This window comes from uncultured Halomonas sp. (assembly GCF_947501415.1).
In the GTDB taxonomy this organism is placed as follows: domain Bacteria; phylum Pseudomonadota; class Gammaproteobacteria; order Pseudomonadales; family Halomonadaceae; genus Halomonas.
In genome coordinates this window covers 25,726-47,228 of the sequence record NZ_CANMVL010000024.1, presented here as the reverse complement: position 1 = coordinate 47,228, position 21,503 = coordinate 25,726, and the positions used below count along the sequence as shown (strand labels likewise).

Sequence of the window (21,503 nt, the reverse complement as noted above, 5' to 3'; positions counted from 1 at the left end):
CAATGGCGGATCCTCCACTCCTCTGAGGCGCCTGCATGCTTGCCGAACTCTTCGCGGTGATGGCCCCGGTACTGGCCGGGGCGGGTCTGGGTTTTTCCTGGGTACGCCTGGGGCAGCCCTATCCAGTCGAGTTCGTTACCCGCCTGGTCTTCAATATCGGGACGCCGGCGCTGGTCATCGCCTCGCTCTCCAACGCCGAGATCGAGGCCGGCAACTTCGGCCGCACCATGCTCGCCACGGCGCTGGTGATCTGCACCATGGCGGCGATGACCTGGCCGCTGGCCCGTCTGCTGCGCAAGGACTGGCGGGTGCTGCTGGCACCGGCCATGTACCCCAACACCGGCAATATGGGCCTGCCGGTGGTGCTTTACGCCTTCGGCAGCGCCGGCTTCGCCTACGGCATCACGGTGATGGTTACCGTCTCGCTGTTCCAGTTCACCCTGGGGTCGGTGATGGCCAGCAACAGCGGCAACCCGCTACGCACCCTGGTGCGCACGCCCACCGTCTACGCCATTCTGCTTTCACTGGTCCTGCTGCTGACCGACACCGCCCTGCCTCTGTGGCTCGCCAATAGCGTCGATCTGATCTCGGGCTTTACCGTGCCGCTGATGCTGATCACCCTGGGGGTATCGCTGGCCAGCATCCAGGTCAGGAGCCTGCACTCCGGCATCGGCTTCAGCCTGCTGCGCATCCCGGTGGCCGCGGCGCTGGCCTGGGGCATCGGCGCCCTGCTCGGCCTGCCACCGCTGGCCCATGGCATCGTGGTGCTGCAGATGAGCATGCCGGTGGCGGTATTCAACTACCTGTTCGCCCAGAAGGCACGCCGCGAGCCGGAGTATGTCGCCAGCCTGGTGTTCTGCTCAACCCTGCTCTCGCTGCTCTATCTGCCGCTGCTGCTGGCCTGGCTGATGTAGACCCGGCCGAGGTAAAGCTGGCTCAGGTAGACCTGGCTCATTTCGAAAGCGTTGGTATCGAACGGGTTGATATAGAGCTGGTTGCTATAGAGCTGGTTGCTATAGACCTGATTGAGAGAGCCCCGGGGCGGTAGAGCCACCTGCGTTATCCTGCGTGGATTTTGCGTCCCATGAACTTTGCTACCATGGCGTTAACTCCAGACCCAGCGCGCCAGGAGCGAGCATGCCACTTCGTGAAGTCGCCATCGGCGGGCTCTATCTTTCCCCCCTGCTGCTGTATGCCCTGATCGGGCTCGGCGCCACCCTGCTGATTCGTAGCCTGCTCTTCCGACTGCTGGGCGCGAACCGCCTGTGGTACGAGGCCTGGTTCGATGTCTCCCTGTTCGTGATCTGCACCGCTGCCGCGGCCTATCTCTCGGCGTAGTCACCGGAACCCTCACACCATGCGCACACTGCTTCGCAGCCTCGTCACCCTGGTTATCGTCGCCCTGGCCCTCCTCGCCGGCCTGTGGCTCTGGCACTACTACCTCTATACCCCCTGGACACGCGACGGCCGGGTCGGAGCCGAGATCATCACCGTGGCCCCGGACCTCTCGGGCCGGGTCGTCTCGCTGTCGGTCGACGACAACCAGAGTGTCGCGGCGGGCGACCCCCTGTTCCGGGTCGACCCCCAGCGCTATCGCTCGGCCCTGGAGAGTGCCCAGGCCCTGGTCGACCAGCGCCAGGTCGAACTGGAACGACGCCAGCACGAGGCCTCGCGCCGCTCTCACCTGAGCCGCCAGGCGATCAGCGCCGAGAACCGGGAGACGGCACGCCTCGAGAGCCAGGTGGCCCAGGCCCGGCTCGATCAGGCCCGCAGCCAGCTAGCCAGCGCCCGCCTCGACCTCGAGCGCACCACGGTGGTGGCACCGGCGAGTGGCCATGTGCTCAACCTGCAGCTGGCCGAGGGAAACTACGTGAATGCCGGCACGCCGGTGATGGCGTTGGTCAAGGCGGACTCCTTCCATGTCACCGGCTATTTCGAGGAGACCAAGATGCCGCGCATCCGGGTCGGTGACCCCGCCCGGGTCATCCTGATGAGCGGCGATACCGAGCTGCGCGGCCATGTCGAGAGCATCAGCCGCGCCATCGCCGACCCCCACACCACCCCCGACGCCCAGCTGCTGCCCCGGGTGGCCCCCACCTTCAACTGGGTCCGTCTGGCCCAGCGCATCCCGGTACGCATCGCCCTCGATGAGCTCCCCGCGGAGCTCTCGCTGAGCGCCGGCATGACCGCCTCGGTGCATATCGAGCCGCGGGAGTAACCCGCATGTCGCCCTGGCTGCAGGCGTACCTGACTCCCAGCGGCGAGGCCGTGCGGTTCGCCATCAAGGCGACCCTGGCCATGCTGCTGGCCCTCTATGTGGCACTCTGGTGTGACCTGGAACGCCCCTACTGGGCGCTGATCTCGGCGGCGTTCCTGCAGATCCGCCCGATGAGCGGCATGGTGGTCGAGAAGGGGCTGAGCCAGATCACCGGCACCCTGGTGGGCTGCGGTGCCGGCATCGCCATCATGGCCGTGTTCGGACAGGCCCCCGTGCCCGCCCTGCTGTTTCTGACCCTGTGGATCATGCTGTGCACCTACGGCAGCTCGCTGCTGCGCAACAACGCCTCCTATGGCTGCATCATGGGAGCCGTCACGGCCATGCTGATCGTGGTGATCGGCGCCAGCCGGCCCGACGCCATCTTCAGCATCGCCGTGGCCCGCCTGTCGGAGCTCGCCCTGGGCGCGGTATGCGCCACCCTGGTCAGTTCGCTGCTATGGCCGATCAGGGTCGGCGATCACCTGGGCCGCCAGGCCGACGAGGTCGTTAACCAGGCCTTCCTGCATGCCGCCCAGCGGATGACCGACTCACAGGATCTCGGCGAGCTTCAAGCCACCCTGACCGGCAGCCTGGAGCCTCTCACCCTGCTCGAGGGGGACAGCCAGGCGGCCCGCTATGAGGGGCCCGAAGGGCCGGGGCGAATTCGCGCCAGCCACGTGCTGACCCGCCATACCCTGCGCATGCTGGCCACCCTTCACGCCCTGCAGCAGCTGCTGCACCACGAGGCGCAGCGCCTCTCGCCGACGATCCACGCCCTGGCCGGTGACCTGGCCGACGCCTTTCGCGACTCGGCCCGGGAGAGCGGCATCACCGCGGCCCATCGACGGCTGCATGCGCTGCGCCGCCGGGTGCTGGCGTGTCCCGATGAGGCCCTCTCCCCCATCGAGCAGCGCTGCCTGCTGGGCATGCGCGAGACCCTGGGCCACGCCCTGGTGATGCTCGACGCCCGCGATGCCATTACCCGGCCCCACGGGAAGCGACTGCGCGGGGTCGCCCTCGCCTGGCATCGCGACCACCTGGTCGCCGGCGTCAACGCGCTGCGCGCCGGGGGCATCTTCTGCGTGCTCGCCGCCTTCTGGATGGCCACCGGCTGGAGCAATGGCCAGGTGGCCATGCTGCTCGGCACCCTGCTGTCGGCGTTCTTCGCCAGTCGTGACAACCCGGTCATGGTCGCCATGATGTTCGCCAAGGGCATGCTGGCGGCGATCCCCAGCGCCTTCCTGTTCGGCCATGTGCTGCTGGCCCAGGCCAGCGGCTTCCCGATGCTGGCGATGCTCGTGCTCACCCCGCTGTTCCTCGGGTTGCTGGGCGCGGCCAATCCGCGACTGATGGGCTACTGCCTGGCCTTCACCATCGGCAATATCCTGCTGACCATGCCCGGCAACGGCATGGACCTCTCCTTCGCCTCCTTCATCAACCGGGCCATCGCCGTGATGATCGGGCTGGCCACGGTGGTGATGGGCTTCCGCCTGCTGCCCGGCCTGGGCGCCACCCTGCGCAAGCGCCGCCTGATCGCCGCCATCGTCGGCGACCTGAAGCGCCTGGCGGGCCCACCGGTGCAGGAGGCAGAGGCACACTTCATCGGTGCCATGGCCGACCGCATGCTGCACCTGGCCAAGCATGACGATGTGCTGCCGGATGACCAGCGCCACCTCTTCAGCCTCGGCCTGGCCGGTCTGGACACCGGCTACGCCTGCCTGCAGATCCGCCGCCGCCTCGACGACCTGCCGGGTAGCGAGCTGAAGCAGGCCAAGCGGCGCTTCATCCTGGCGCTGGCCGATGCCTACGCCGACAGCGCCCGGAGGCGGACGCCTCACGGGGTTCGCGAGGCGGGTGCGGCACTGATCGAGGCCGCACGTCACCAGCCCTCGTTGAGCGAGCGCCGCCACAGCCTGCTCGCCGGACTGGTGGAGCGCCTCGACCTTGCCCTGCAGCGTCAGGCCCAGCGCGCCCACGCCTCCTACATGGCTCGCCACGAGGATCGAGGCGCGGCCAGAGAAGTGGTTCGCGACGACGCGACAGAGCCCCCGGCGGATACCGCCAGGTAACGGCGGCTCAGGGCTATCGCGGTTCCAGATAGAGTGATGGTGAAAGGCGCCGGGGATAGGTCAGCGAGGGGGTCCGAGGACCAAGGATGGCCGAGGTAGCCTACAGGGAGGTACTCGTAGCGCCCCCTCGACGGCCTGTCGCCGGAACAGCCTTGAGCGGTACTGCCATCTGCAATAGCTCTGAACAGCGGCTGGCGTCATATAACAGATCGCGTATCCTCATGGCGCGACGAACAGGCCGCCCCATCGCATCGGGCGCTTAAGTTGAATGATCGTTCAAAAAAAAGTAGGGTGTAGGACCTTTCGCAACCGTCAACGCTCCCGCATGCCAAACTAGGCGGCATCGGCCCGGCATATGCTGCGCCGTTTGCGTTACGCCAGGGACTGACAAGAAGGCAAATCAATGAATGAGAACCGAAACGTCAAGATTCGGGTTCGCAACCTGAGCAAGGTCTTCGGCAGCAACCCGAAGAAGGGGCTCGAACTGCGTGACCAGGGCCTCAAGCGCGCCGAGATTCACGAAAAGACCGGCCAGACCCTGGGCCTCTCCAATATCGACTTCGATGTCTACGAGGGCGAGCTGCTGGTGATCATGGGCCTTTCCGGCTCCGGCAAGTCGACCCTGATCCGCTGCCTCAACCGGCTGATCGAGCCCACCGAGGGCGAGATCATCATCGACAACGAGAATATCCCCGAGCTCGATGACAAGGCGCTACTGGAGTGCCGCCGCCGCCACTTCTCCATGGTTTTCCAGAACTTTGCTCTGTTCCCGCACCGCACGGTGCAGCAGAACGCCGAGTTCGGTCTGGAAATCCGTGGGGTCGACAAGGCTGAGCGCAGCGAGATCGCCAGCAAGGCACTCAAGCAGGTGGGCCTCGAGAGCTGGGAAGACGCCTACCCCAACCAGCTCTCTGGCGGCATGCAACAACGCGTGGGCCTGGCCCGTGCCCTGGCCAACGACTCCACCGTGCTGCTGATGGACGAAGCCTTCTCGGCACTGGACCCGCTGATCCGCGGCGACATGCAGCAGGAGCTGCAGGAACTGCAGAGCCGCATGCAGAAGACCACGGTGTTCATTACCCACGATCTCGACGAGGCGCTCAATATCGCCGACCGCATCATCCTGCTCAAGGATGGCGAGATCGTGCAGATCGGCACGCCGGAAGAGATCCTGACCCAGCCTGCCGACGAGTACGTGAGGCGCTTCGTGGAAGGCGTGGACATGTCCAAGATCCTTACCGCCGAGCACGCCATGCGCAAGGTGCGCGCCATCGCCCGGGATACCGACGGCCCCCGCACCACGCTGCGCAAGATGCACGAGAACAACATCGACTCCATCTATGTCACCCGCCGGGATCGCACCCTGGTCGGGCTGGCCGAGGTCGATGCCCTCGAGCAGGCGGCCAACGACGGCAAGGACACCATCGCCGACTGCATGACCCAGGAGTTCCGTAGCGTAAGGCTCGACGAGCCGATGCATAACCTGTTCGCCATGTTCAGCGAGAAGAGCTACCCCATCGCGGTGGTGGATGCCGAAAACCGGCTGCTCGGTGTGGTGGTCAAGGGGGCGGTGCTCGACCAGCTGGCCCAGGCCGCCGAGCCCTCGACGGTAAATGAAGACAATCTCACGGCAGCGGCAGGAGACCAGTGATGGCGATCGACATTCCCCGTATTCCCCTGGGCAACTGGATCGAAGGTAGCCTCGAGTGGCTGACCAGCGAGTACTCCATGGTCACCCGTGGCATCTCCCGGGTGACCCAGACCGGCATCGACGGCCTCAACGACGCCCTGATGTGGCTCCCCCCCTGGGGTCTGCTGCTGATCATCGTCGGCCTGTGCTGGTGGCTGGCCAACGTACGCCTGGCGATCGGCGCCGCCGCCGGCATGGCCTTGATCTGGAACATGGGCCTGTGGGACCCGATGATCGAGACCCTCACCCTGGTGGTCATCGCCACCCTGGTGGCGGTGGTGATCGCCTTGCCGGTGGGCATCGCCGCGGCGCTCTCCGAGCGGCTCTACCGGGTGATCATGCCGGTGCTCGACTTCATGCAGACCATGCCGGCCTTCGTCTATCTGATCCCGGCGATCCCCTTCTTCGGCATCGGCTCGGTGTCGGCGATCTTCGCCACGGTGATCTTCTCCATGCCGCCGGCGATCCGCTTCACCACCCTGGGCATCCGCCAGGTGCCCGGTGAGCTGATCGAGGCCGCCGACGCCTACGGCGCCACCCGTGGCCAGAAGCTGTTCAAGGTGCAGCTGCCACTGTCGCTGCCCACGGTAATGGCGGGCATCAACCAGACCATCATGCTGGCCCTCTCCATGGTGGTGATCGCCGCCATGATCGGCGCCGATGGCCTGGGCAGCGAGGTGTGGCGTGCCATCCAGCGCCTGCGTCCGGGGGATGGCTTCGAGGCGGGCATCGCCGTGGTGATCCTGGCCATGCTGCTCGACCGCCTGACCCAGTCCCTGCGCAAACAGCGCAAGTCCTGAGCCGGAAACACCGGAAACAACCGAGGCCTGCGTTGAGGGCCTCGGTTGAAAGCCTAACAAGAACTCGCCAGAGTATTGCCTGTAAATACTCGAAGGAAGGAATCACGATGAAGCATCTGCTTAACCGTCGCATCCGCCTCGCCGGCCTGGCCCTGGCCACCGGCGCCGCTCTTACCGCGGGCGCCGCGCAAGCCGAAGAGAAGGGCACCGTGCACCTGGCCTATGTCGAGTGGGCCTCCACCGTCGCCTCCACCAACGTAATGCAGGTGGTGCTGGAGCAGGCCGGCTACGATGTCGAGACCTCCTCGCTGTCCGCCGCCGCCATGTGGCAGTCGGTCGCCACCGGTGACGTCGATGCACACCTGGCCGGCTGGCTGCCGATCACGCACGAGGACTACTACGACAAGCTCAAGGATGACCTGGTCGATGCCGGTCCCAGCCTCGAGGGCGCCAAGCTGGGCATGGTGGTCCCCGCCTACAGTGAAGCCGACTCCATCGCCGACCTGAACGATCACGTCGACAGCTTCGACGGCAAGATCACCGGCATCGATCCGGGCGCCGGCGTGATGCGCCTGACCGAGCAGGTCATCGAGGATTACGACCTCGACTATGACCTGGTCAGCGGCAGCGGCGCGACCATGACCGCCGCCCTCAAGAACGCCATCGACAACGAGGAAGACGTTGCGGTGACCGGCTGGGCGCCCCACTGGAAGCTGGCGCGCTGGGATCTCAAGTTCCTCGAGGACCCCAAGGGCACCTACGGCGGTGAGGAGAAGATTCACACCATCGTCCGCCAGGGTCTCGAGGAGGAGATGCCCGAGGCCTTCGCCATCCTGGACGCCTTCGAGTGGGACACCGAGATGATGGGCGAGGTCATGCTCATGCAGGAAGAGGGTGACGACGCCTACGCGGAGGCCAAGAAGTGGGTCGAGGAGAACCAGGACGTGGTTCAGGAGTGGCTCGACGCCGCCTCCTGAGGGCGGATAACGGCTCACTCCTCCCTGGCTGATGCTTGACCAGGCAAAGGGGAGGCACCACAGTGCCTCCCCTTTTGCATGCCGAGATGCGACTACACTAATGTCAGCAAGGTCGGCTCAGCACGGCCGGCATTCGAAAGGAGAGCCGCCATTTCCGACCCGTTGCAGGCTAGCTCGTAGCAACAAGCTACGCAGCATGAAGCGCATCGCAAGAAGCCCCGTGGCAACAGGACGCGTGGCAAACAAGGAGAAGCAGGCATGTTCAACAAGATCATGGTGCCGGTCGATCTGGCACATATCGAAGTGATCGAGCCGTCGCTGAAGGTATCCGCCGACATGGCACGCCACTACCAGGCCGAGGTCTGCTATGTCGGGGTCACCGCCACCACGCCGGGCAGCGTGGCCCGCACCCCCGAGGAGTATGCCCAGAAGCTGGAGGCCTTCGCCCAGCAGCGCGGTCAGGTACATGGCCAGCCGGTCAGCAGCAAGATGATCACTCGTGTCGACCCCGTTGCCGACCTCGTCGACACGCTGGTCAAGGCCATCGACGAGGTCGAGGCCGACCTCGTGGTGATGCCGACCCATGCCCACCGCCACCTGGATATCGTCATGCCGGCCAATGGCAGCCAGGTCGCCAGCCGCACCAGTGCATCGGTTTTCCTGGTGCGCCCCGACGCTAACGAATAACGACGTCACTACCACCACTCGCGTACACCAATAACTCGAACCTGCGCTTACCATTAACCTCAAGGGAGATGTCTCGTGGCCAAACCGACCAACGACGACAAGCCCCAGGAGCCTCAGCAGGGTTCCGAGGGGATTCCGGCCCCGGAAGGGCCGGCAAACCTGATCGATACGGATTACGTGATCGGTCAAGACAATATCAAGGCGTCCCCGCTAGGGGTCGACGTGGATCTGCACAGCACGGTCTTCATGGTCTCTTCGGTCGTGATCCTGCTGTTCGTGATCCTGACGCTGGCCATGCAGGCTCAGATGGAGCCGATCTTCGATGCCATGTTCAGCTTCCTGACCACCAAGCTGACCTGGGTGTTTTTGCTCGGCGCCAACGTCTTCGTGATACTCGCGCTGGTGCTGATCTTCACCCCCATGGGCAAGGTGCGAATCGGGGGTGCCCACGCCAAGCCTGACTTCGGCTATGCCGGCTGGTTCGCCATGCTGTTCGCCGCCGGCATGGGCATCGGCCTGATGTTCTATGGCGTATCGGAGCCGCTGGGCCACTTTGGCACCGCTCTGGGTGGCATCGGTCTGGGCGAGGATGGCCTGCGCACAGACTGGTCACCGCTGGGTGGCGCCGAGGGTGACCAGGCCGGCGCGGTCTCGCTGAGCATGGCCGCTACCATCTTCCACTGGGGCCTGCACCCCTGGGGCGCCTATGCCATCGTCGGCCTGTCCCTGGCGATCTTCGCCTACAACAAGGGCCTGCCGCTGACCATGCGCTCGATCTTCTACCCGATACTGGGTGAGCGCATCTGGGGCTGGCCGGGTCACCTGATCGATATCCTGGCGGTCTTCGCCACGCTGTTCGGTCTGGCCACCTCGCTGGGGCTGGGGGCAACCCAGGCATCGGCCGGTCTCAACTATCTGTTCGGCATCCCCGACACCAACCTCACCCTGGTCCTGCTGATCCTGGGCATCACCATCGTCGCCCTGGGCTCGATCATGTTGGGTGTCGACAAGGGCGTGCAGCGCTTGTCGCAGCTCAACATGGCGCTCGCCCTGCTGCTGCTGCTGTTCGTGATCGCCGTGGGTCCGACGCTGATGATCGCCACCGGGGTGTTCGAGAACCTGCTGGGCTATGTGAAGAACCTGCCGGCCCTCTCCATGCCGTTCGGACGCGAGGATGCCAACTTCAGCCAGGGCTGGACCGCCTTCTACTGGGCCTGGTGGATCGCGTGGTCGCCCTTCGTCGGCATGTTCATCGCCCGGGTCAGCCGGGGTCGTACCGTGCGTGAGTTCCTGATCGCCGTGCTGGTGGTGCCGACCCTGGCCTCGGTGGTATGGATGACCGCCTTCGGCACCACCGCCATCGACCAGGTGATCAACCAGGGCATCACCGAGGTGCAGGACGCGGCGCTCGAGCTGCAGCTGTTCACCATGCTGGAGTACCTGCCGCTGACCGCCATCACCTCCTTCGTCGGTATCGTGCTGGTGATCGTGTTCTTTATCACCTCCTCCGACTCCGGCTCGCTGGTGATCGACTCGATCACGGCCGGCGGCAAGGTCGATGCACCGAAGCCCCAGCGCGTGTTCTGGGCGCTGATCGAGGGCGGCATCGCCATCGCCCTGCTGCTGGGCGGCGGCCTCGGTGCCCTGCAGACCGCGGCGCTGACCACCGGGCTGCCTTTCACCCTGGTGCTGCTGGTGGGCTGTTACGCCATCGTCAAGGGGCTGATGAGCGAGCCCAAGGCCAAGTAGGTCGACAAGCCAGTGAGTCGGTAGGATAGACGACTCGTCAAGACGCAGAGAGGCGGCCTACGGGCCGCCTCTTTGCGTTTGTGGCCAACGGCCAGTCTCAACCTCCTGGCTTCTCGCCTTCGGTCTCACAGCGCCAGGCTCACCGACCTCTGCTGCTTCTGCGTCTAACTCCTCAACTCCATAGATCGCCTACCGGCGTCTCGGCCGAGAAGCGGCTAGCCACCTGGGCCTGAAACAGCTCGGCCGTGGCCAGCGCATCCACCAGTGCATGATGCCCCTGATAGGCTGGCAGGCCATAGCGCTCACGACTGGCATTAAGGCGAATGGAGACCGGCGGCCGCCCCAGCCAGCGTCGGAAACGTGCCCACAGCGACTGACGGTGCAGCCGCGCCTCCAGCGACATGGTATCGATCACCGGATAGAGCAGCCCCTCCCCCCACCGATGACGCACGGCCGTATCGATGAAACCGCGCTCGATATGGCGGTAGTGCACCACCGCCAGGCGCCCTTTCAGGGCCTCCAGCACCTCGGGCAGCACCTCCTGCAGGTCGGGGGCGTCAATCACTTCACTATGGGTGATGCGGTGCAGGGTCACCGAGGACCGGGTTAGCTCGCGATACGGCTTCAACACCCAGTAACGGGACATGCGCAGGGGAATGCGCGCCAGGCTGAAAGGCACCACGCCGATGCTGACGATGGCGTGACGGCGCGGGTCGAGGCCGGTGGTCTCGATATCCAGCGCCACCAGTGGCGCCTCGCCGATGGGGGTATCGGGCGCCGGACAGCCGGCGGCAAAGTAGTCGGCCAGCAGGGGGTGGCGCACCCGGGCGGCACGGTCGGCGACATACTCCGCCCAGCCCGGGGCGGGTTGGCGTACCCCCCTGAAGATCACGGCTATCGCCTCCGCCGCTGGGAGGCGGGCGGCAGGGGATAACGGAACTTGAGAAACTTCTGGGCATTGCTCAGCACCTGAAAGGCATCCTTCAGGGTGTGCCGGTCGCTGTCGCTGATATTCTCCGGCTCGATATTGTTGTCCGGCTCACGCTCGGCCTGAACATCGATCACCTGATGGTGGACTCGCGTCATGCTCAGAAACTCCAGCGCATGGCGCAGCTTCTCGCCTACCCCATCCGGCAGCAGCTGGGTATGGCTGATATCGTCCAGGCGCTCGAAGCTGTTCTGGGCATGGGAGCCACAGGCCAGGGCGTGAACACGAATCAGGTCGGTTAGCGGTGCGGTCCCGCGTCGCTTCAGGTTGATGCTGTTGTTGTGCTTGCCATCCTTCTCCATCACGAAGGTGCGGAAGAAGCCCAGGGGCGGGGTGCGGTTGAGGGCGTTACGGGCCATGGCCGCCAGGAACAGATTGCTGTGGGGCGCCTGGGTGGCGACCAGGTCCTGGAGCTGTTCCACGAACCGGTGCTCGCCATAGACCGCGTCCAGGTCGAAGAAGATCGAGCTGTGCAGCAGCCGCTCGGGCGTGGGGTCGCGAATCCAGTCCTGGAAGTAGCCCTTCCATACCGACAGCGGCTGCCGCCAGCGAGGGTTGGTCGCCATGATATCGCCGGTGCAGTAGGCATAGCCGCAGGCGGCGAGGCCATCGCTGACCCGCGTGGCCAGCGCCATGAAATAGCCGTCGTGACGCTCGGGGTCGTAGTCGTCGGACAGCACCAGGGCGTTGTCCTGGTCGGTGACCAGGGTCTGCTCATTGCGCGCCATGGAGCCCATGGCCATATAGCAGTAGGGCACCGGCGGCGGCCCCAGCTCCTCCTCGGCCAGCTCCAGCAGGCGGCGCGTGAAGCTGCGGGCGATGGTGGAGAGCGCGCTGCCGATCATCAGCGAGTCGGCGCCATCCTCGACCATGCGCACGAAGGTGCCCTTCACATCCGGCGCCAGCCGGGCCAGCCCCTCCACCGTGGACTGGCTGTAGATATTGCTGACCAGATAGAGGCTGGAGTGGGTCTCGTAGCGGATGATATCGGAGAGGTGCACGATGCCCACCGGGCTGCGACGATGCATCACCGGCAGATGGTGGATATTGTTGCGCAGCATGGTGAGCATCGCCTCATGCACCGACTCGCCGGACTGAACCGCCACCAGCCGCTTGCCCGCCACATCGCCGATCGGTGTGCTTGGCGGAAGCCCCTCGGCCACCGTACGGCGAAAGTCGCTGTCGGTCAGGATGCCCTTCACCTGCCAGTCGCGCTCTTCGCTGTCACGCAGCACATAGCGCGAGTTCTCCTCGGGGGTATCGAGCACCAGCACCGCCGAGGCGCCGTAGTCGGTGATCTGGCTGGCCGCCTCCTGCAATGTGGTGCTGGCCTCCAGCATCAACGGGTAGCGGCTGAGCAGCTTGCGCACCCGGGTAATCAGCATGTCGTTCTGCTGCTTGTGCTGCTCCACCGCCGTCTCGAGGCGTGGACGCTCCACCTCGACGAAGTCGGCGAAGTCGTCATCCTGCTCGCACAGTCGCTGGAAGACGGCATCCGGGATGAAATAGATCAGGCTATCTTCCAGGGCACGGGCGGGGAAGCGCACCCGGTAGTTACGCAGCAGGCTGAAGTGTCCAAAGATATCGCCCTCGCCGAGGCGATTGTGGAGACTGCCGTTGCGGCGAGAGACCTCCACCGCGCCACTGCGCACATAGCCGAGCTCCCTGACCTCCTCATCGAGCACCAGAATATCGCTGCCGGCCTGGAAGTAGGCTACCTCGACCTGGCTGGCGATCTCGTCGAGCAGCTCGTCGGACAGGGCGTCGAAGGGCGGGAACTGCCCCATATGCTGGCGTATCTCCAGCCATTCCACTTCCATGGGTCCTCTCCCCTCTCAGGCGGTTTACGGAAAGTCTGTAAGAGTGCCGACAGGCTGTAAAGCGCCATCATGCGGTCAAGACAAAGAAAACGGCCACCCCGAAGGATGGCCGTCAATGCCGATGGGAGCCGGCAGGGAGTCAGACGAGTCTTACGACTGCGCCATCTCCTGAACACGCTTCATCAGCTCGGGGTCCTGCTGGATGGCCTGACCGATGGCGTTGAAGGTGTCGACCTCGAGGCCGCTCTCTTCCACCACGCTGACCATCTCCTCATTGGCCTCGACACGAACCTGCTGCTGCGCCTCTTCACCCTCGGCGGCCTGCAGGCGCTCGGTGTACTCCTGAGACAGCACAGCGATCTCCTGCGAGGCGTCGGCGAACTGCTGGAGCTGGGCATCGGAGAAGTCCTGAGCCTGAACGGAGGCCTCGGCCGATACTGAGGCATTGGCTGCGGCGTCCTCCTGGGCATGCGCTGTAGCCGACATCAGGCCGGCACTGAGCAGGGCGGCGGAGAACAGGGCAGTCATGCGTTTCATAGATACCTCCAAGGGTACGTCAAAAGAATACGTCAAAATGTGTGTGCCCCCCTGTGACGCCCCCATGTCCGGAGGAGTTCAGATCGTTTTGTGTGGGAATGTAACAAGGGCGCCCGCAGGCGCCCTGCTCGTGAACATCTCCTCTTCAGCCGTATGCCAGATTGGGCAGCCAGGTGACCAGCGCCGGAAACAGGATCACCAACAGCAGGCCCAGCGCCTGCAGGGCCAGGAACGGGAAGGAGGAGCGGAAGATCTGCGCCATGGTGATATGTGGCGGGCATACCCCCTTGATATAGAAGAGCGCATAACCGAAGGGTGGACTGAGAAAGGACATCTGCATATTGACCAGATAGATGACGCCGAACCATAGCGAGACATCGGCGGGGTCCACGCCCGGCAGCCCGAACACGCCGTCGAAGCTGAGCCCCTTGATCAGCGGCACGAAGATCGGCACCGCAAGCAGCAGGATGCCCACCCAGTCGAGGAACATCCCCAGCGCGACCAGCAGCACCATCATCAGCGCCAGCACCGCATAAGGGCCGAGACCGGCACCGGAGATCAGCTCCTGCACGAAGGTCTGCCCCCCCTGCAGGATATAGAAGCCGACGAAGATGCTGGCACCGAAGATGATCCACATCACCATGGCCGACGCCACCAGCGTGGTCATGCAGGCGGCATGCAGGTTGGGCCATGTCAGACGCCCGTGCATCGCGGCCACCACCAGGGCGCCGAAGGTACCGATGCCCGCCGCCTCCACCGGCGTCGCGATGCCGGTAAAGATGATGCCCAGCACCAGCACCACCAGCACGATGGGTGCCAGCATATTGCGCAGCAGACGCAGCTTCTCGCTCATGTCGACCCGGTCCTCGACCGGCATCGGCGGCGCCATGCTGACGTTCAGGGTGCCGCGCATCCAGCAGTAGAACCCATACATGAAGGCCAGCAGCAGGCCGGGGAGAAGCGAGCCGAGGTAGAGCTCTCCCACCGACTGCTGGGCGATGACGCCATAGATGATGGCCAGGATCGAGGGGGGAATCAGGATGCCCAGTGTGCCGCCGGCCATGATCGAGCCGATGGCGATCTCGGGGTCGTAGTTGCGCTTGAGCATCGCCGGCAGGGCGATCAGCCCCATGGTCACCACCGCCGCGCCGATCACGCCGACCATGGCGGCCAGCAGCGTCGAGGCGATGACCGTGGCGATGGCCAGGCCCGCCTTGAGCCCGCCCATCCACTTGTAGACGACATCGAACAGCTCCTCGATGATGCCCGCCTTCTCCAGCACCGATGCCATGAAGATGAACAGCGGAATGGCGGAGAGCTGATAGTTGGTCATCATCGGGAAGATGCGCGAGGGCATCAGGTTGAGCATGGCCTGGTCGCCGACCAGATAGAGGAAGGCCACCCCCAGGCCGCCGGTGACGAAGGCCAGCGGCAGGCCCGCCACCAGGACCACCATCAGGGTGCCGAACATCAGCAGGGTCAAACCACCGATGCCCAGCCGACTCAGGCTGTTCTCGAGACTTCCGGCCAGGCTCTCGTAGTCGGTGACGGCGATATTGACCATCTCGAACAGGACCCAGGCGGCCAGCAGCACGCCAAGCACCACCAGCAGCTGGGCGAAGCCACGCCCCTGGCGCTCCCGTGCGCGATGATACCGAAACGCCTGGACGTCACGGATCAGCTGAGCGATGCCCTGCAGCAGCAGCAGCAGCGCCCCGAAGAAGAGCATGAACTTCACCGGGTAGTACTGCACCGCCCACTCGGTAAAGGAGACCTCGTTGGCATAGCTCGCGCCGAAGAAGAGGCGGTCGCTCACCGACTGTGAGAAGAACTTCCAGCCGGTGACCAGCAGGGCCACGGTAAAGATAAAGAAGAACACCGAGGTCAGCAGGTCCAGGGATGCCTTGGTCAACGGCCGCGCGCGCTGGTAAAGGATATCCACGCGCACATGGCCCCCCTCGCGCAGGGCGAAGGCGCCGGCCATCAGGTACTGCATGCCGAACATCAGGGTCATCGACTCGTGGGCCCAGTTGGTCGGCGAGTTGAAGGCGTAGCGCATCAGCACTTCATAGGCGAACACGAAGGGCGCGATCAGCGACCAGTAGGCCACGTAGCGCCCGAAGAAGCCGGACACGCGATCGATGGCGAGGGTAAGGAGGTTGCCGGGAGGCCGATAGCCGACTACCACCTCCTCGCCGGCCGGCACCTCGGCGACCTCGCCACCATCGATGCGGCCACCGCGGCGGAAGCTGCGATCGACGAAGAACATGACCACCAGCGGCAGGAAGATCAGCACCGACCAGTAGAGCCAGTGGGGCAGGATAAAGTTGATCTCTAGATTCATTGAGACTCCTCCGCGATGCCATCACCTCCCGGCGAGAGCGACGGATCATGGACCCGGCAGATGCGGGGTTGAGCGTTATGCCCGGGGCCAGGGTGCTGCGACTCCTGAGACGCAGCACCCGGCCTGTTCGAGCCGGCGGGTCAGATATTGAGCTCGTAGTCCTTGATGTCCTCGGGCGTGATCAGCGCCACCGCGGGATCCATCATGGTGTCGAGGTGAGCCTTGAAAAGACGGGCGGCATCCGGGTCCTTGTTGGCCCACTTGAACCACAGCGGGATCGCCACCTCACGGAAGCGGGTGGCATCCTCTTCGGTCAGGTGGATGATCTCCACGCCCTTCTCGCGGTACTTGGGCCAGGCCTCGGCGTTGGCCTTCTGAATGGCGGCATAGTGCTCGCGGGAGTAGGCGGCGACCAGGTCGTGCATCAGGTCCTGGGTCTGGGAGGACATGCGCTCGAAGACGCGCCGATTGACGGCGATATCCATGAGGTCGACGGATTGATGCAGGCAGGGTGTGGAGGGCGGCCCCATGATGATGTAGTCGGCCACCTGCCAGAACCCCAGCTCGTAGTTGACCGCGGCACCGGTGAAGTCGGCGGCATCGATGGTGCCCTTCTCCAGGGCCGGATAGACCTCGGAGCCCGGCAGCAGGGTGGTACGCGCGCCCATGGCGGCAAAGGTCTCGGCGACGATCCCGCCGGGCATGCGGATCTTGATGCCATCGAAGTCATCGAAGCTGCGCAGCGGCACCTTGGAGTGGATCAGGTTGAGGTCGTGGTGGACATAACCCAGCAGCTCCTGGCCCTGCTTGCGGTAGAGATCCTTGGCAATATCCAGGCCACCATAGGCGCCGAACATCATGTCCCACTGGTGGGGCAGCGAGAGCCCCATGGGGTAGGCGGTAAGGAAGACACCCGCGGGCATCTTGCCCGGCCAGTAGACGGTGAACCAGTTCTGGCCATCGAGCACGCCATTGCGCACGGCATCGGCGACCTCGAAGGCCCCGGCAACGGCACCGGCGGGAAAGGGCTCGATATTGACCTCACCGCTGGTGGACTCGACCACGCCCTTGGCCCAGTCCTCGAAGGTGCGATAGCCGACGGTGCCAGGCTGCCACGAGGACTGCATGCGAATGCGGATGCCCTCCTGGGCCTGGACATTGCCGATCCAGGGCGCCGCCACGGCGGCGGCGGAACCGACCGCGGCGGCCTTGAGGAAGCGGCGTCGATCGGGCTCGCGACGACATAAGGTCGCATCGTCGGGTGACGTCAGGATGCGTGATGGCTGCTTGTCATCTTGCATGGAATAAACTCCAGATGGCGGTGGCCGGCCCCGCCGGGGCATGGCCGGATCTTGTTGTTATCTTCCCTGGACCGATTCGCCGTTCATGGCCGCCCAGGCGACCCCGACGCCCCACGCTCGACTCCATCGTGCATGGTCGGTAAGCGCACAGGCGCTCCACTCAAGAAGCTAGCGAAAGCCCCGTGCCCGGCCAACGCTGCGATTCAACGTTGCCCTGCTCGTCATCCGCGAACCACTGCCCTTCCATCGACGACAATATATTGTAAGCAATGAGAAAAAACTGGTCTGACCAGTTAGCCACTGACCCCACACTCTACGACCAAAGCACAAACCCTCGCGGGCGCCACGCCCCCTTGGCAGCCTGCTGCGAGGCAGCCAAGATGGTTGCTTCCCCTGCAAGGACGCCCCCATGCCCGCCATCTTCTCTCATCGCCTGTGGCTCGCCGCGATGCCGCTGCTGTTCGTGGTGCTGTGGAGCACCGGCTTCATCGGTGCCAAGTTCGGCCTGCCCTACGCCGAGCCCTTCACCTTCCTCTTCATTCGCTCCATTCTGACCCTGGTGCTGCTGGCTCCCCTCGCCCACTGGCTCTCCGGCGAGTGGCCCCGCGGCTCCCGGCTGTGGGGACATATCGCGGTCTCGGGCCTGCTGGTGCATGGCGCCTATCTGGGGGGTGTCTTTTACGGCATCTACCTGGGCATGCCGGCGGGGCTCGCCTCGCTGCTGGTGGGGCTGCAACCGCTGATGACGGCGGGGCTCGCCGGCCCACTGTTGGGCGAGCGGCTGGCGACACGCCAGTGGCTGGGACTGCTGCTGGGGCTGGTGGGGGTCGCCCTGGTGCTGGGCGGCAAGCTGGACCCGGGCGAGAACCTCTTTCAGGGCTTCGGCCTGGGGGCACTGGGGGCCGTGCTGGTCGCGCTGCTGGGCATTACCGGCGGCACGCTCTATCAGAAGCGCCACTGCACCGGCATGCCGCTGCTCTCCGGTACCGTGGTGCAGTATCTGGCCACCGCCACGCTGTTCGGGCTGGGCGCACTGCTCTTCGAGGAGCGCAGCGTGACGTGGACTCCCGTCTTCACCCTGACCCTGGGATGGCTGGTGCTGGTGCTCTCGATCAGCGCCATCCTGCTGCTGATGGCGCTGATCAAGCGCGGCGAGGCCTCGCGGGTGGCAAGCCTGTTCTACCTGGTGCCACCGGTTACCGCCCTGCAGGCCTGGTGGCTGTTCGATGAGGCCCTGCCTCCCGCCTCGCTTGCCGGCATGGCCATTGCCATCGCCGGCGTGGTGCTGGTGGTCAAGGGGCAGCCGGCGAGAGCCGACAGGCCGCGTACTTGAACTCCGGGATCTTGCCGTAGGGGTCCAGCGCCGGGTTGGTCAGCAGGTTGGCCGCCGCCTCCACGAAGGCGAAGGGCACGAACACCATGCCTTCGGGCATGCGCGGATCGGAGCGTGCCGTCAGGGTGATCGTGCCACGCCGGGTCGCGATGGTGATCGGCTCTCCCGGCGCCACCCCCAGGCGTCCCAGCTCCGCGGGAGCCAGGCTGGCCGCGGCCTCCGGCTCCAGATCATCGAGCACCCGACTGCGACGCGTCATGGCGCCGGTGTGCCAGTGCTCCAGTAGCCGCCCGGTGGTCAACACCGTCGGATAATCGGCATCCACCGGCTCATCCGGCGGCAGCGGGCGGGTGGGCGAGAACTTCGCCTTGCCGCCGGCCCGCGGGAAGGCGTCGCTGAACACCACATCCTCGCCCGGAGCGTCGGGGGCGAGGCAGGGGTAGATCACCGAGTCCTCCGCCTCGAGGCGCTCCCAGCTGATATGGTCCAGCGAGGACATGCCCTGCTTCATCTCGGCGAATACCTCCCGCGGGTGGGCATAGTCCCAGCCCAGCCCGAAGCGCCTGGCCATCTCCTGGATGATCCACCAGTCGGGCTTCGCCTCCCCCGGCGGGGCCACCGCGGCGCGCCCCATCTGCACCTGGCGGTTGGTGTTGGTGACGGTGCCATCCTTCTCCGCCCAGGCGGTGGCCGGCAGGATGACATCGGCGAACTGGGCCGTCTCGGTCACGAACAGGTCCTGCACCACCAGGTGCTCGAGGGTAGCCAGCGCCTGGCGTGCATGGTTGAGATCCGGGTCGGACATCGCCGGGTTCTCGCCGAGAATGTACATCCCCTTGATGGTGCCGGCCACGATGGCATCCATGATCTCCACCACGGTAAGCCCGGGCTCGGGGTCGAGCTCGGTATTCCACAGCTCCTCGAAGGCGGCACGCAGCTGGGCGTCGCCCACCGGCTGATAGTCAGGCAGCACCATGGGAATCAGGCCGGCGTCCGAGGCGCCCTGGACGTTGTTCTGGCCGCGCAGCGGATGCAGGCCGGTTCCCGGGCGCCCGGTCTGCCCGCAGGCGAGCGCCAGCGAGATCAGGCAGCGAGCGTTGTCGGTGCCGTGGGTGTGCTGGGAGATGCCCATGCCCCAGAAGACCATCGCCTTGTCGGCGGTGGCATAGGCCCGCGCGATCTCGCGAAGGGTATCGGGCGCCACGCCGCACAGCGGTGACATGGCCTCGGGAGTCATGTCGACCACGCTCGCCGCCAGCGCCGCGAAGCCTTCGGTATGGGCATCGATATAGGCCTGGTCGTAGAGCCCCTCGGCGATGATCACGTTGAGCATGGCGTTCAGCAGCGCCACATCGCCGCCCGGCGTGAAGCGCACGCTGCGCCAGGCGTAGGCGTCCAGAGCCTGTCCGCGAGGGTCGAGGATGATCAGCCGGGTGCCGTTCCTGGCCGCCTGCTTGAAGTAGGTGGCCGCCACCGGGTGGTTCACCGCCGGGTTGCAGCCGGTGAGGACCACCACATCGGCCTCGAGCGCCTGCATGAACGACGCGGTGACCGCGCCGGAACCCAGGCACTCCATCAGGGCCGCCACGGAGCTGGCGTGGCACAGGCGGGTACAGTGATCGACATGGTTGGAGCCGAAGCCAGTACGCACCAGCTTCTGGAACAGCCAGGCCTCCTCGTTGGAGCACTTGGCGCTGCCGAATCCGGCGAGTGCCTCGGGACCGTTTCCGGCCTTGAGGTTGGTGAGCCCCTCCGCCGCCAGATCCAGCGCCTCCTCCCAGCTCGCCTCGCGGAAGTGAGTCAGCGGGTCGGCTGGATCGAAGTCGGGATCGACCCCCTTGGGCACGCCCTCGCGCCGGATCAGCGGCCGGGTCAGTCGCGCCGGATGATTGGGGTAGTCGAAGCCGAAGCGTCCCTTGACGCAGAGCCGGCCCTGATTGGAGGGGCCGTTTCTACCGGTGACAAAGAGTATGCGCCCAGCTTCTGCATTGGACGGAGCTGATCCGGCGGCAGGGCTGCGGGGAGGCGCTACGAGTCCCTCCCTGGAAGCTACCTCGGCCATCCCTGGTCCTCGGACCTCCTCTTCGCCCTGCCCCCGGCGCTCCTCGACGTGTGGCGGGTCATCCTTGACGTGGTAGGTCAGCTGACAACCGACCCCGCAGTAGGGACAGATCGAGTCGACGGTGCGGTCGGCCACGGCGGAGTCGCCACGGCCCGCGTCATCGATCAGGGTCGCCGGCATCAGCGCCCCGGTGGGACAGGCCTGGACGCACTCGCCACAGGCCACGCAGGTGCTCTCGCCCATGGGGTCATCGAAGTCGAACACGATCTTGGATGCCGCCCCGCGATGGGCCAGGCCGATCACGTCGTTGCCCTGCACCTCGCGACAGGCCCGCACACAGAGCCCGCAGGTGATGCAGGCATCCAGGTTGACGTTCATCGCCGAGTGGGTGGCGTCATGCCCTCCGGCATGGGGCAGCGAGTCGGCCCTCTCGGCCACATGATGCACCGTAGGGGATCTCCGCTCCGCCCGCGCGGGCAGGCGCTCGCCCACCGCCGTGGCGTCGACGGCCAGCCGGTCGGCCATGTCCCACAGGTGGCTCGAACGATCGGGGCTCGCCTCGCGTTCGGGCTGGTCGGCCAGCAGCAGTGCCAGCACCTCCTCCCGCGCCTCGCGGGCCCGCTCGGAGCCGGCGCTCTTCACCACCATGCCGGGGGTCGCCTCGCGGATGCAGCTGGCGGCGAGCACGCGCTCCCCCTCGATCTCCACCATGCAGGCGCGGCAGTTGCCGTCGGAACGGTAGCCGGGGGCGTCCTTGAAGCACAGGTGAGGAATGGTCTCGCCGGCGCGCTTGGCCACCTGCCAGAGGGTCTCGCCGGGCCAGGCGCTGACCTCGGCGCCATCCAGATTCAGGGTAAAGCTTTCCATTACGCTCTGGTCACTCATCTCT

17 protein-coding genes are annotated in these 21,503 nt (G+C 65.6%); 10 read left to right on the top strand and 7 right to left on the bottom strand.

Features of this window, described 5'->3' with window-relative positions; genetic code table 11:
* Positions 1-35 precede the first annotated feature (35 nt).
* Positions 36-914, top strand: a complete 879-nt coding sequence (locus tag Q0894_RS13900) for an AEC family transporter (RefSeq protein WP_299236414.1) — start codon at positions 36-38, stop codon at positions 912-914.
* Here Q0894_RS13900 and Q0894_RS13895 read toward each other — a convergent pair.
* The gene (locus tag Q0894_RS13895; RefSeq protein ID WP_299236412.1) at positions 881-1,054 is read right to left on the bottom strand and encodes a hypothetical protein; all 174 of its coding nucleotides are present in this window, start codon (positions 1,052-1,054) and stop codon (positions 881-883) included. The two genes, Q0894_RS13900 and Q0894_RS13895, sit on opposite strands and share 34 nt — an antisense overlap.
* Before the next feature lie 83 nt (positions 1,055-1,137).
* Between Q0894_RS13895 and Q0894_RS13890 the strand changes: the two genes are divergently transcribed.
* The 8 genes from Q0894_RS13890 to Q0894_RS13855 all read left to right on the top strand — a co-directional run bounded on the left by Q0894_RS13890 (position 1,138) and on the right by Q0894_RS13855 (position 10,229).
* Positions 1,138-1,338, top strand: coding sequence for a DUF1656 domain-containing protein (locus Q0894_RS13890; RefSeq protein ID WP_161423752.1), 201 nt, complete (start codon positions 1,138-1,140; stop codon positions 1,336-1,338).
* A gap of 19 nt (positions 1,339-1,357) precedes the next feature.
* A complete protein-coding gene (locus Q0894_RS13885; RefSeq protein WP_299236408.1) occupies positions 1,358-2,218 on the top strand; it encodes an HlyD family secretion protein in 861 nt (286 codons plus the stop codon).
* A 5-nt stretch (positions 2,219-2,223) separates the two neighbouring features.
* Positions 2,224-4,326 (top strand): FUSC family protein, encoded by a 2,103-nt coding sequence (locus Q0894_RS13880; protein ID WP_299236407.1) that lies wholly within the window; start codon positions 2,224-2,226, stop codon positions 4,324-4,326.
* Positions 4,327-4,729: 403 nt separating this feature from the next.
* Positions 4,730-5,977, top strand: coding sequence for a glycine betaine/L-proline ABC transporter ATP-binding protein (locus Q0894_RS13875; RefSeq protein ID WP_299236406.1), 1,248 nt, complete (start codon positions 4,730-4,732; stop codon positions 5,975-5,977).
* Positions 5,978-5,982: 5 nt separating this feature from the next.
* A complete protein-coding gene (locus tag Q0894_RS13870) occupies positions 5,983-6,816 on the top strand; it encodes a proline/glycine betaine ABC transporter permease (RefSeq protein ID WP_299236438.1) in 834 nt (277 codons plus the stop codon).
* A gap of 107 nt (positions 6,817-6,923) precedes the next feature.
* Positions 6,924-7,793 carry a glycine betaine ABC transporter substrate-binding protein gene (locus Q0894_RS13865; protein ID WP_299236404.1) on the top strand — a complete coding sequence of 290 codons (870 nt, stop codon included), beginning with the start codon at positions 6,924-6,926 and terminating at the stop codon, positions 7,791-7,793.
* 258 nt (positions 7,794-8,051) lie between these two features.
* Positions 8,052-8,480: a universal stress protein gene (locus Q0894_RS13860; protein ID WP_299236402.1), complete on the top strand. Its 429-nt coding sequence runs from the start codon at positions 8,052-8,054 to the stop codon at positions 8,478-8,480.
* Between the two features lie 75 nt (positions 8,481-8,555).
* Positions 8,556-10,229 carry a BCCT family transporter gene (locus Q0894_RS13855; RefSeq protein WP_299236400.1) on the top strand — a complete coding sequence of 558 codons (1,674 nt, stop codon included), beginning with the start codon at positions 8,556-8,558 and terminating at the stop codon, positions 10,227-10,229.
* A gap of 172 nt (positions 10,230-10,401) precedes the next feature.
* Here the strand turns inward: Q0894_RS13855 and Q0894_RS13850 are convergent, their stop codons facing one another.
* The 5 genes from Q0894_RS13850 to dctP all read right to left on the bottom strand — a co-directional run bounded on the left by Q0894_RS13850 (position 10,402) and on the right by dctP (position 17,219).
* Positions 10,402-11,121: a 3'-5' exonuclease gene (locus tag Q0894_RS13850; RefSeq protein WP_299236398.1), complete on the bottom strand. Its 720-nt coding sequence runs from the start codon at positions 11,119-11,121 to the stop codon at positions 10,402-10,404.
* Between the two features lie 2 nt (positions 11,122-11,123).
* On the bottom strand, positions 11,124-13,037 hold the full coding sequence (locus tag Q0894_RS13845) for a DUF294 nucleotidyltransferase-like domain-containing protein (RefSeq protein ID WP_299236396.1): 1,914 nt from the start codon (positions 13,035-13,037) through the stop codon (positions 11,124-11,126).
* Positions 13,038-13,187: 150 nt separating this feature from the next.
* Positions 13,188-13,574 carry a DUF4168 domain-containing protein gene (locus Q0894_RS13840; protein ID WP_299236394.1) on the bottom strand — a complete coding sequence of 129 codons (387 nt, stop codon included), beginning with the start codon at positions 13,572-13,574 and terminating at the stop codon, positions 13,188-13,190.
* 145 nt (positions 13,575-13,719) lie between these two features.
* A complete protein-coding gene (locus Q0894_RS13835) occupies positions 13,720-15,918 on the bottom strand; it encodes a TRAP transporter large permease subunit (RefSeq protein ID WP_299236392.1) in 2,199 nt (732 codons plus the stop codon).
* Between the two features lie 140 nt (positions 15,919-16,058).
* The gene (gene dctP / locus Q0894_RS13830; protein ID WP_299236389.1) at positions 16,059-17,219 is read right to left on the bottom strand and encodes a TRAP transporter substrate-binding protein DctP; all 1,161 of its coding nucleotides are present in this window, start codon (positions 17,217-17,219) and stop codon (positions 16,059-16,061) included.
* Positions 17,220-17,628: 409 nt separating this feature from the next.
* Between dctP and Q0894_RS13825 the strand changes: the two genes are divergently transcribed.
* Complete coding sequence (locus Q0894_RS13825; RefSeq protein WP_299236387.1) at positions 17,629-18,552, top strand: DMT family transporter; 924 nt, start codon at positions 17,629-17,631, stop codon at positions 18,550-18,552.
* On the opposite strand, the gene Q0894_RS13820 is transcribed toward Q0894_RS13825, so the two are convergent.
* On the bottom strand, positions 18,512-21,499 hold the full coding sequence (locus Q0894_RS13820; protein WP_299236385.1) for a molybdopterin-dependent oxidoreductase: 2,988 nt from the start codon (positions 21,497-21,499) through the stop codon (positions 18,512-18,514). The genes Q0894_RS13825 and Q0894_RS13820 overlap by 41 nt on opposite strands.
* Positions 21,500-21,503: the final 4 nt, after the last annotated feature.

Coding starts and splice junctions, on each gene's coding strand:
- Q0894_RS13900 (WP_299236414.1), top strand. CDS start 36: ATGCTTGCCGAACTCTTCGCGGTGATGGCCCCGGTACTGGCCGGGGCG.
- Q0894_RS13890 (WP_161423752.1), top strand. CDS start 1,138: ATGCCACTTCGTGAAGTCGCCATCGGCGGGCTCTATCTTTCCCCCCTG.
- Q0894_RS13885 (WP_299236408.1), top strand. CDS start 1,358: ATGCGCACACTGCTTCGCAGCCTCGTCACCCTGGTTATCGTCGCCCTG.
- Q0894_RS13880 (WP_299236407.1), top strand. CDS start 2,224: ATGTCGCCCTGGCTGCAGGCGTACCTGACTCCCAGCGGCGAGGCCGTG.
- Q0894_RS13875 (WP_299236406.1), top strand. CDS start 4,730: ATGAATGAGAACCGAAACGTCAAGATTCGGGTTCGCAACCTGAGCAAG.
- Q0894_RS13865 (WP_299236404.1), top strand. CDS start 6,924: ATGAAGCATCTGCTTAACCGTCGCATCCGCCTCGCCGGCCTGGCCCTG.
- Q0894_RS13860 (WP_299236402.1), top strand. CDS start 8,052: ATGTTCAACAAGATCATGGTGCCGGTCGATCTGGCACATATCGAAGTG.
- Q0894_RS13845 (WP_299236396.1), bottom strand. CDS start 13,037: ATGGAAGTGGAATGGCTGGAGATACGCCAGCATATGGGGCAGTTCCCG.
- Q0894_RS13840 (WP_299236394.1), bottom strand. CDS start 13,574: ATGAAACGCATGACTGCCCTGTTCTCCGCCGCCCTGCTCAGTGCCGGC.
- Q0894_RS13835 (WP_299236392.1), bottom strand. CDS start 15,918: ATGAATCTAGAGATCAACTTTATCCTGCCCCACTGGCTCTACTGGTCG.
- dctP (WP_299236389.1), bottom strand. CDS start 17,219: ATGCAAGATGACAAGCAGCCATCACGCATCCTGACGTCACCCGACGAT.
- Q0894_RS13825 (WP_299236387.1), top strand. CDS start 17,629: ATGCCCGCCATCTTCTCTCATCGCCTGTGGCTCGCCGCGATGCCGCTG.
- Q0894_RS13820 (WP_299236385.1), bottom strand. CDS start 21,499: ATGAGTGACCAGAGCGTAATGGAAAGCTTTACCCTGAATCTGGATGGC.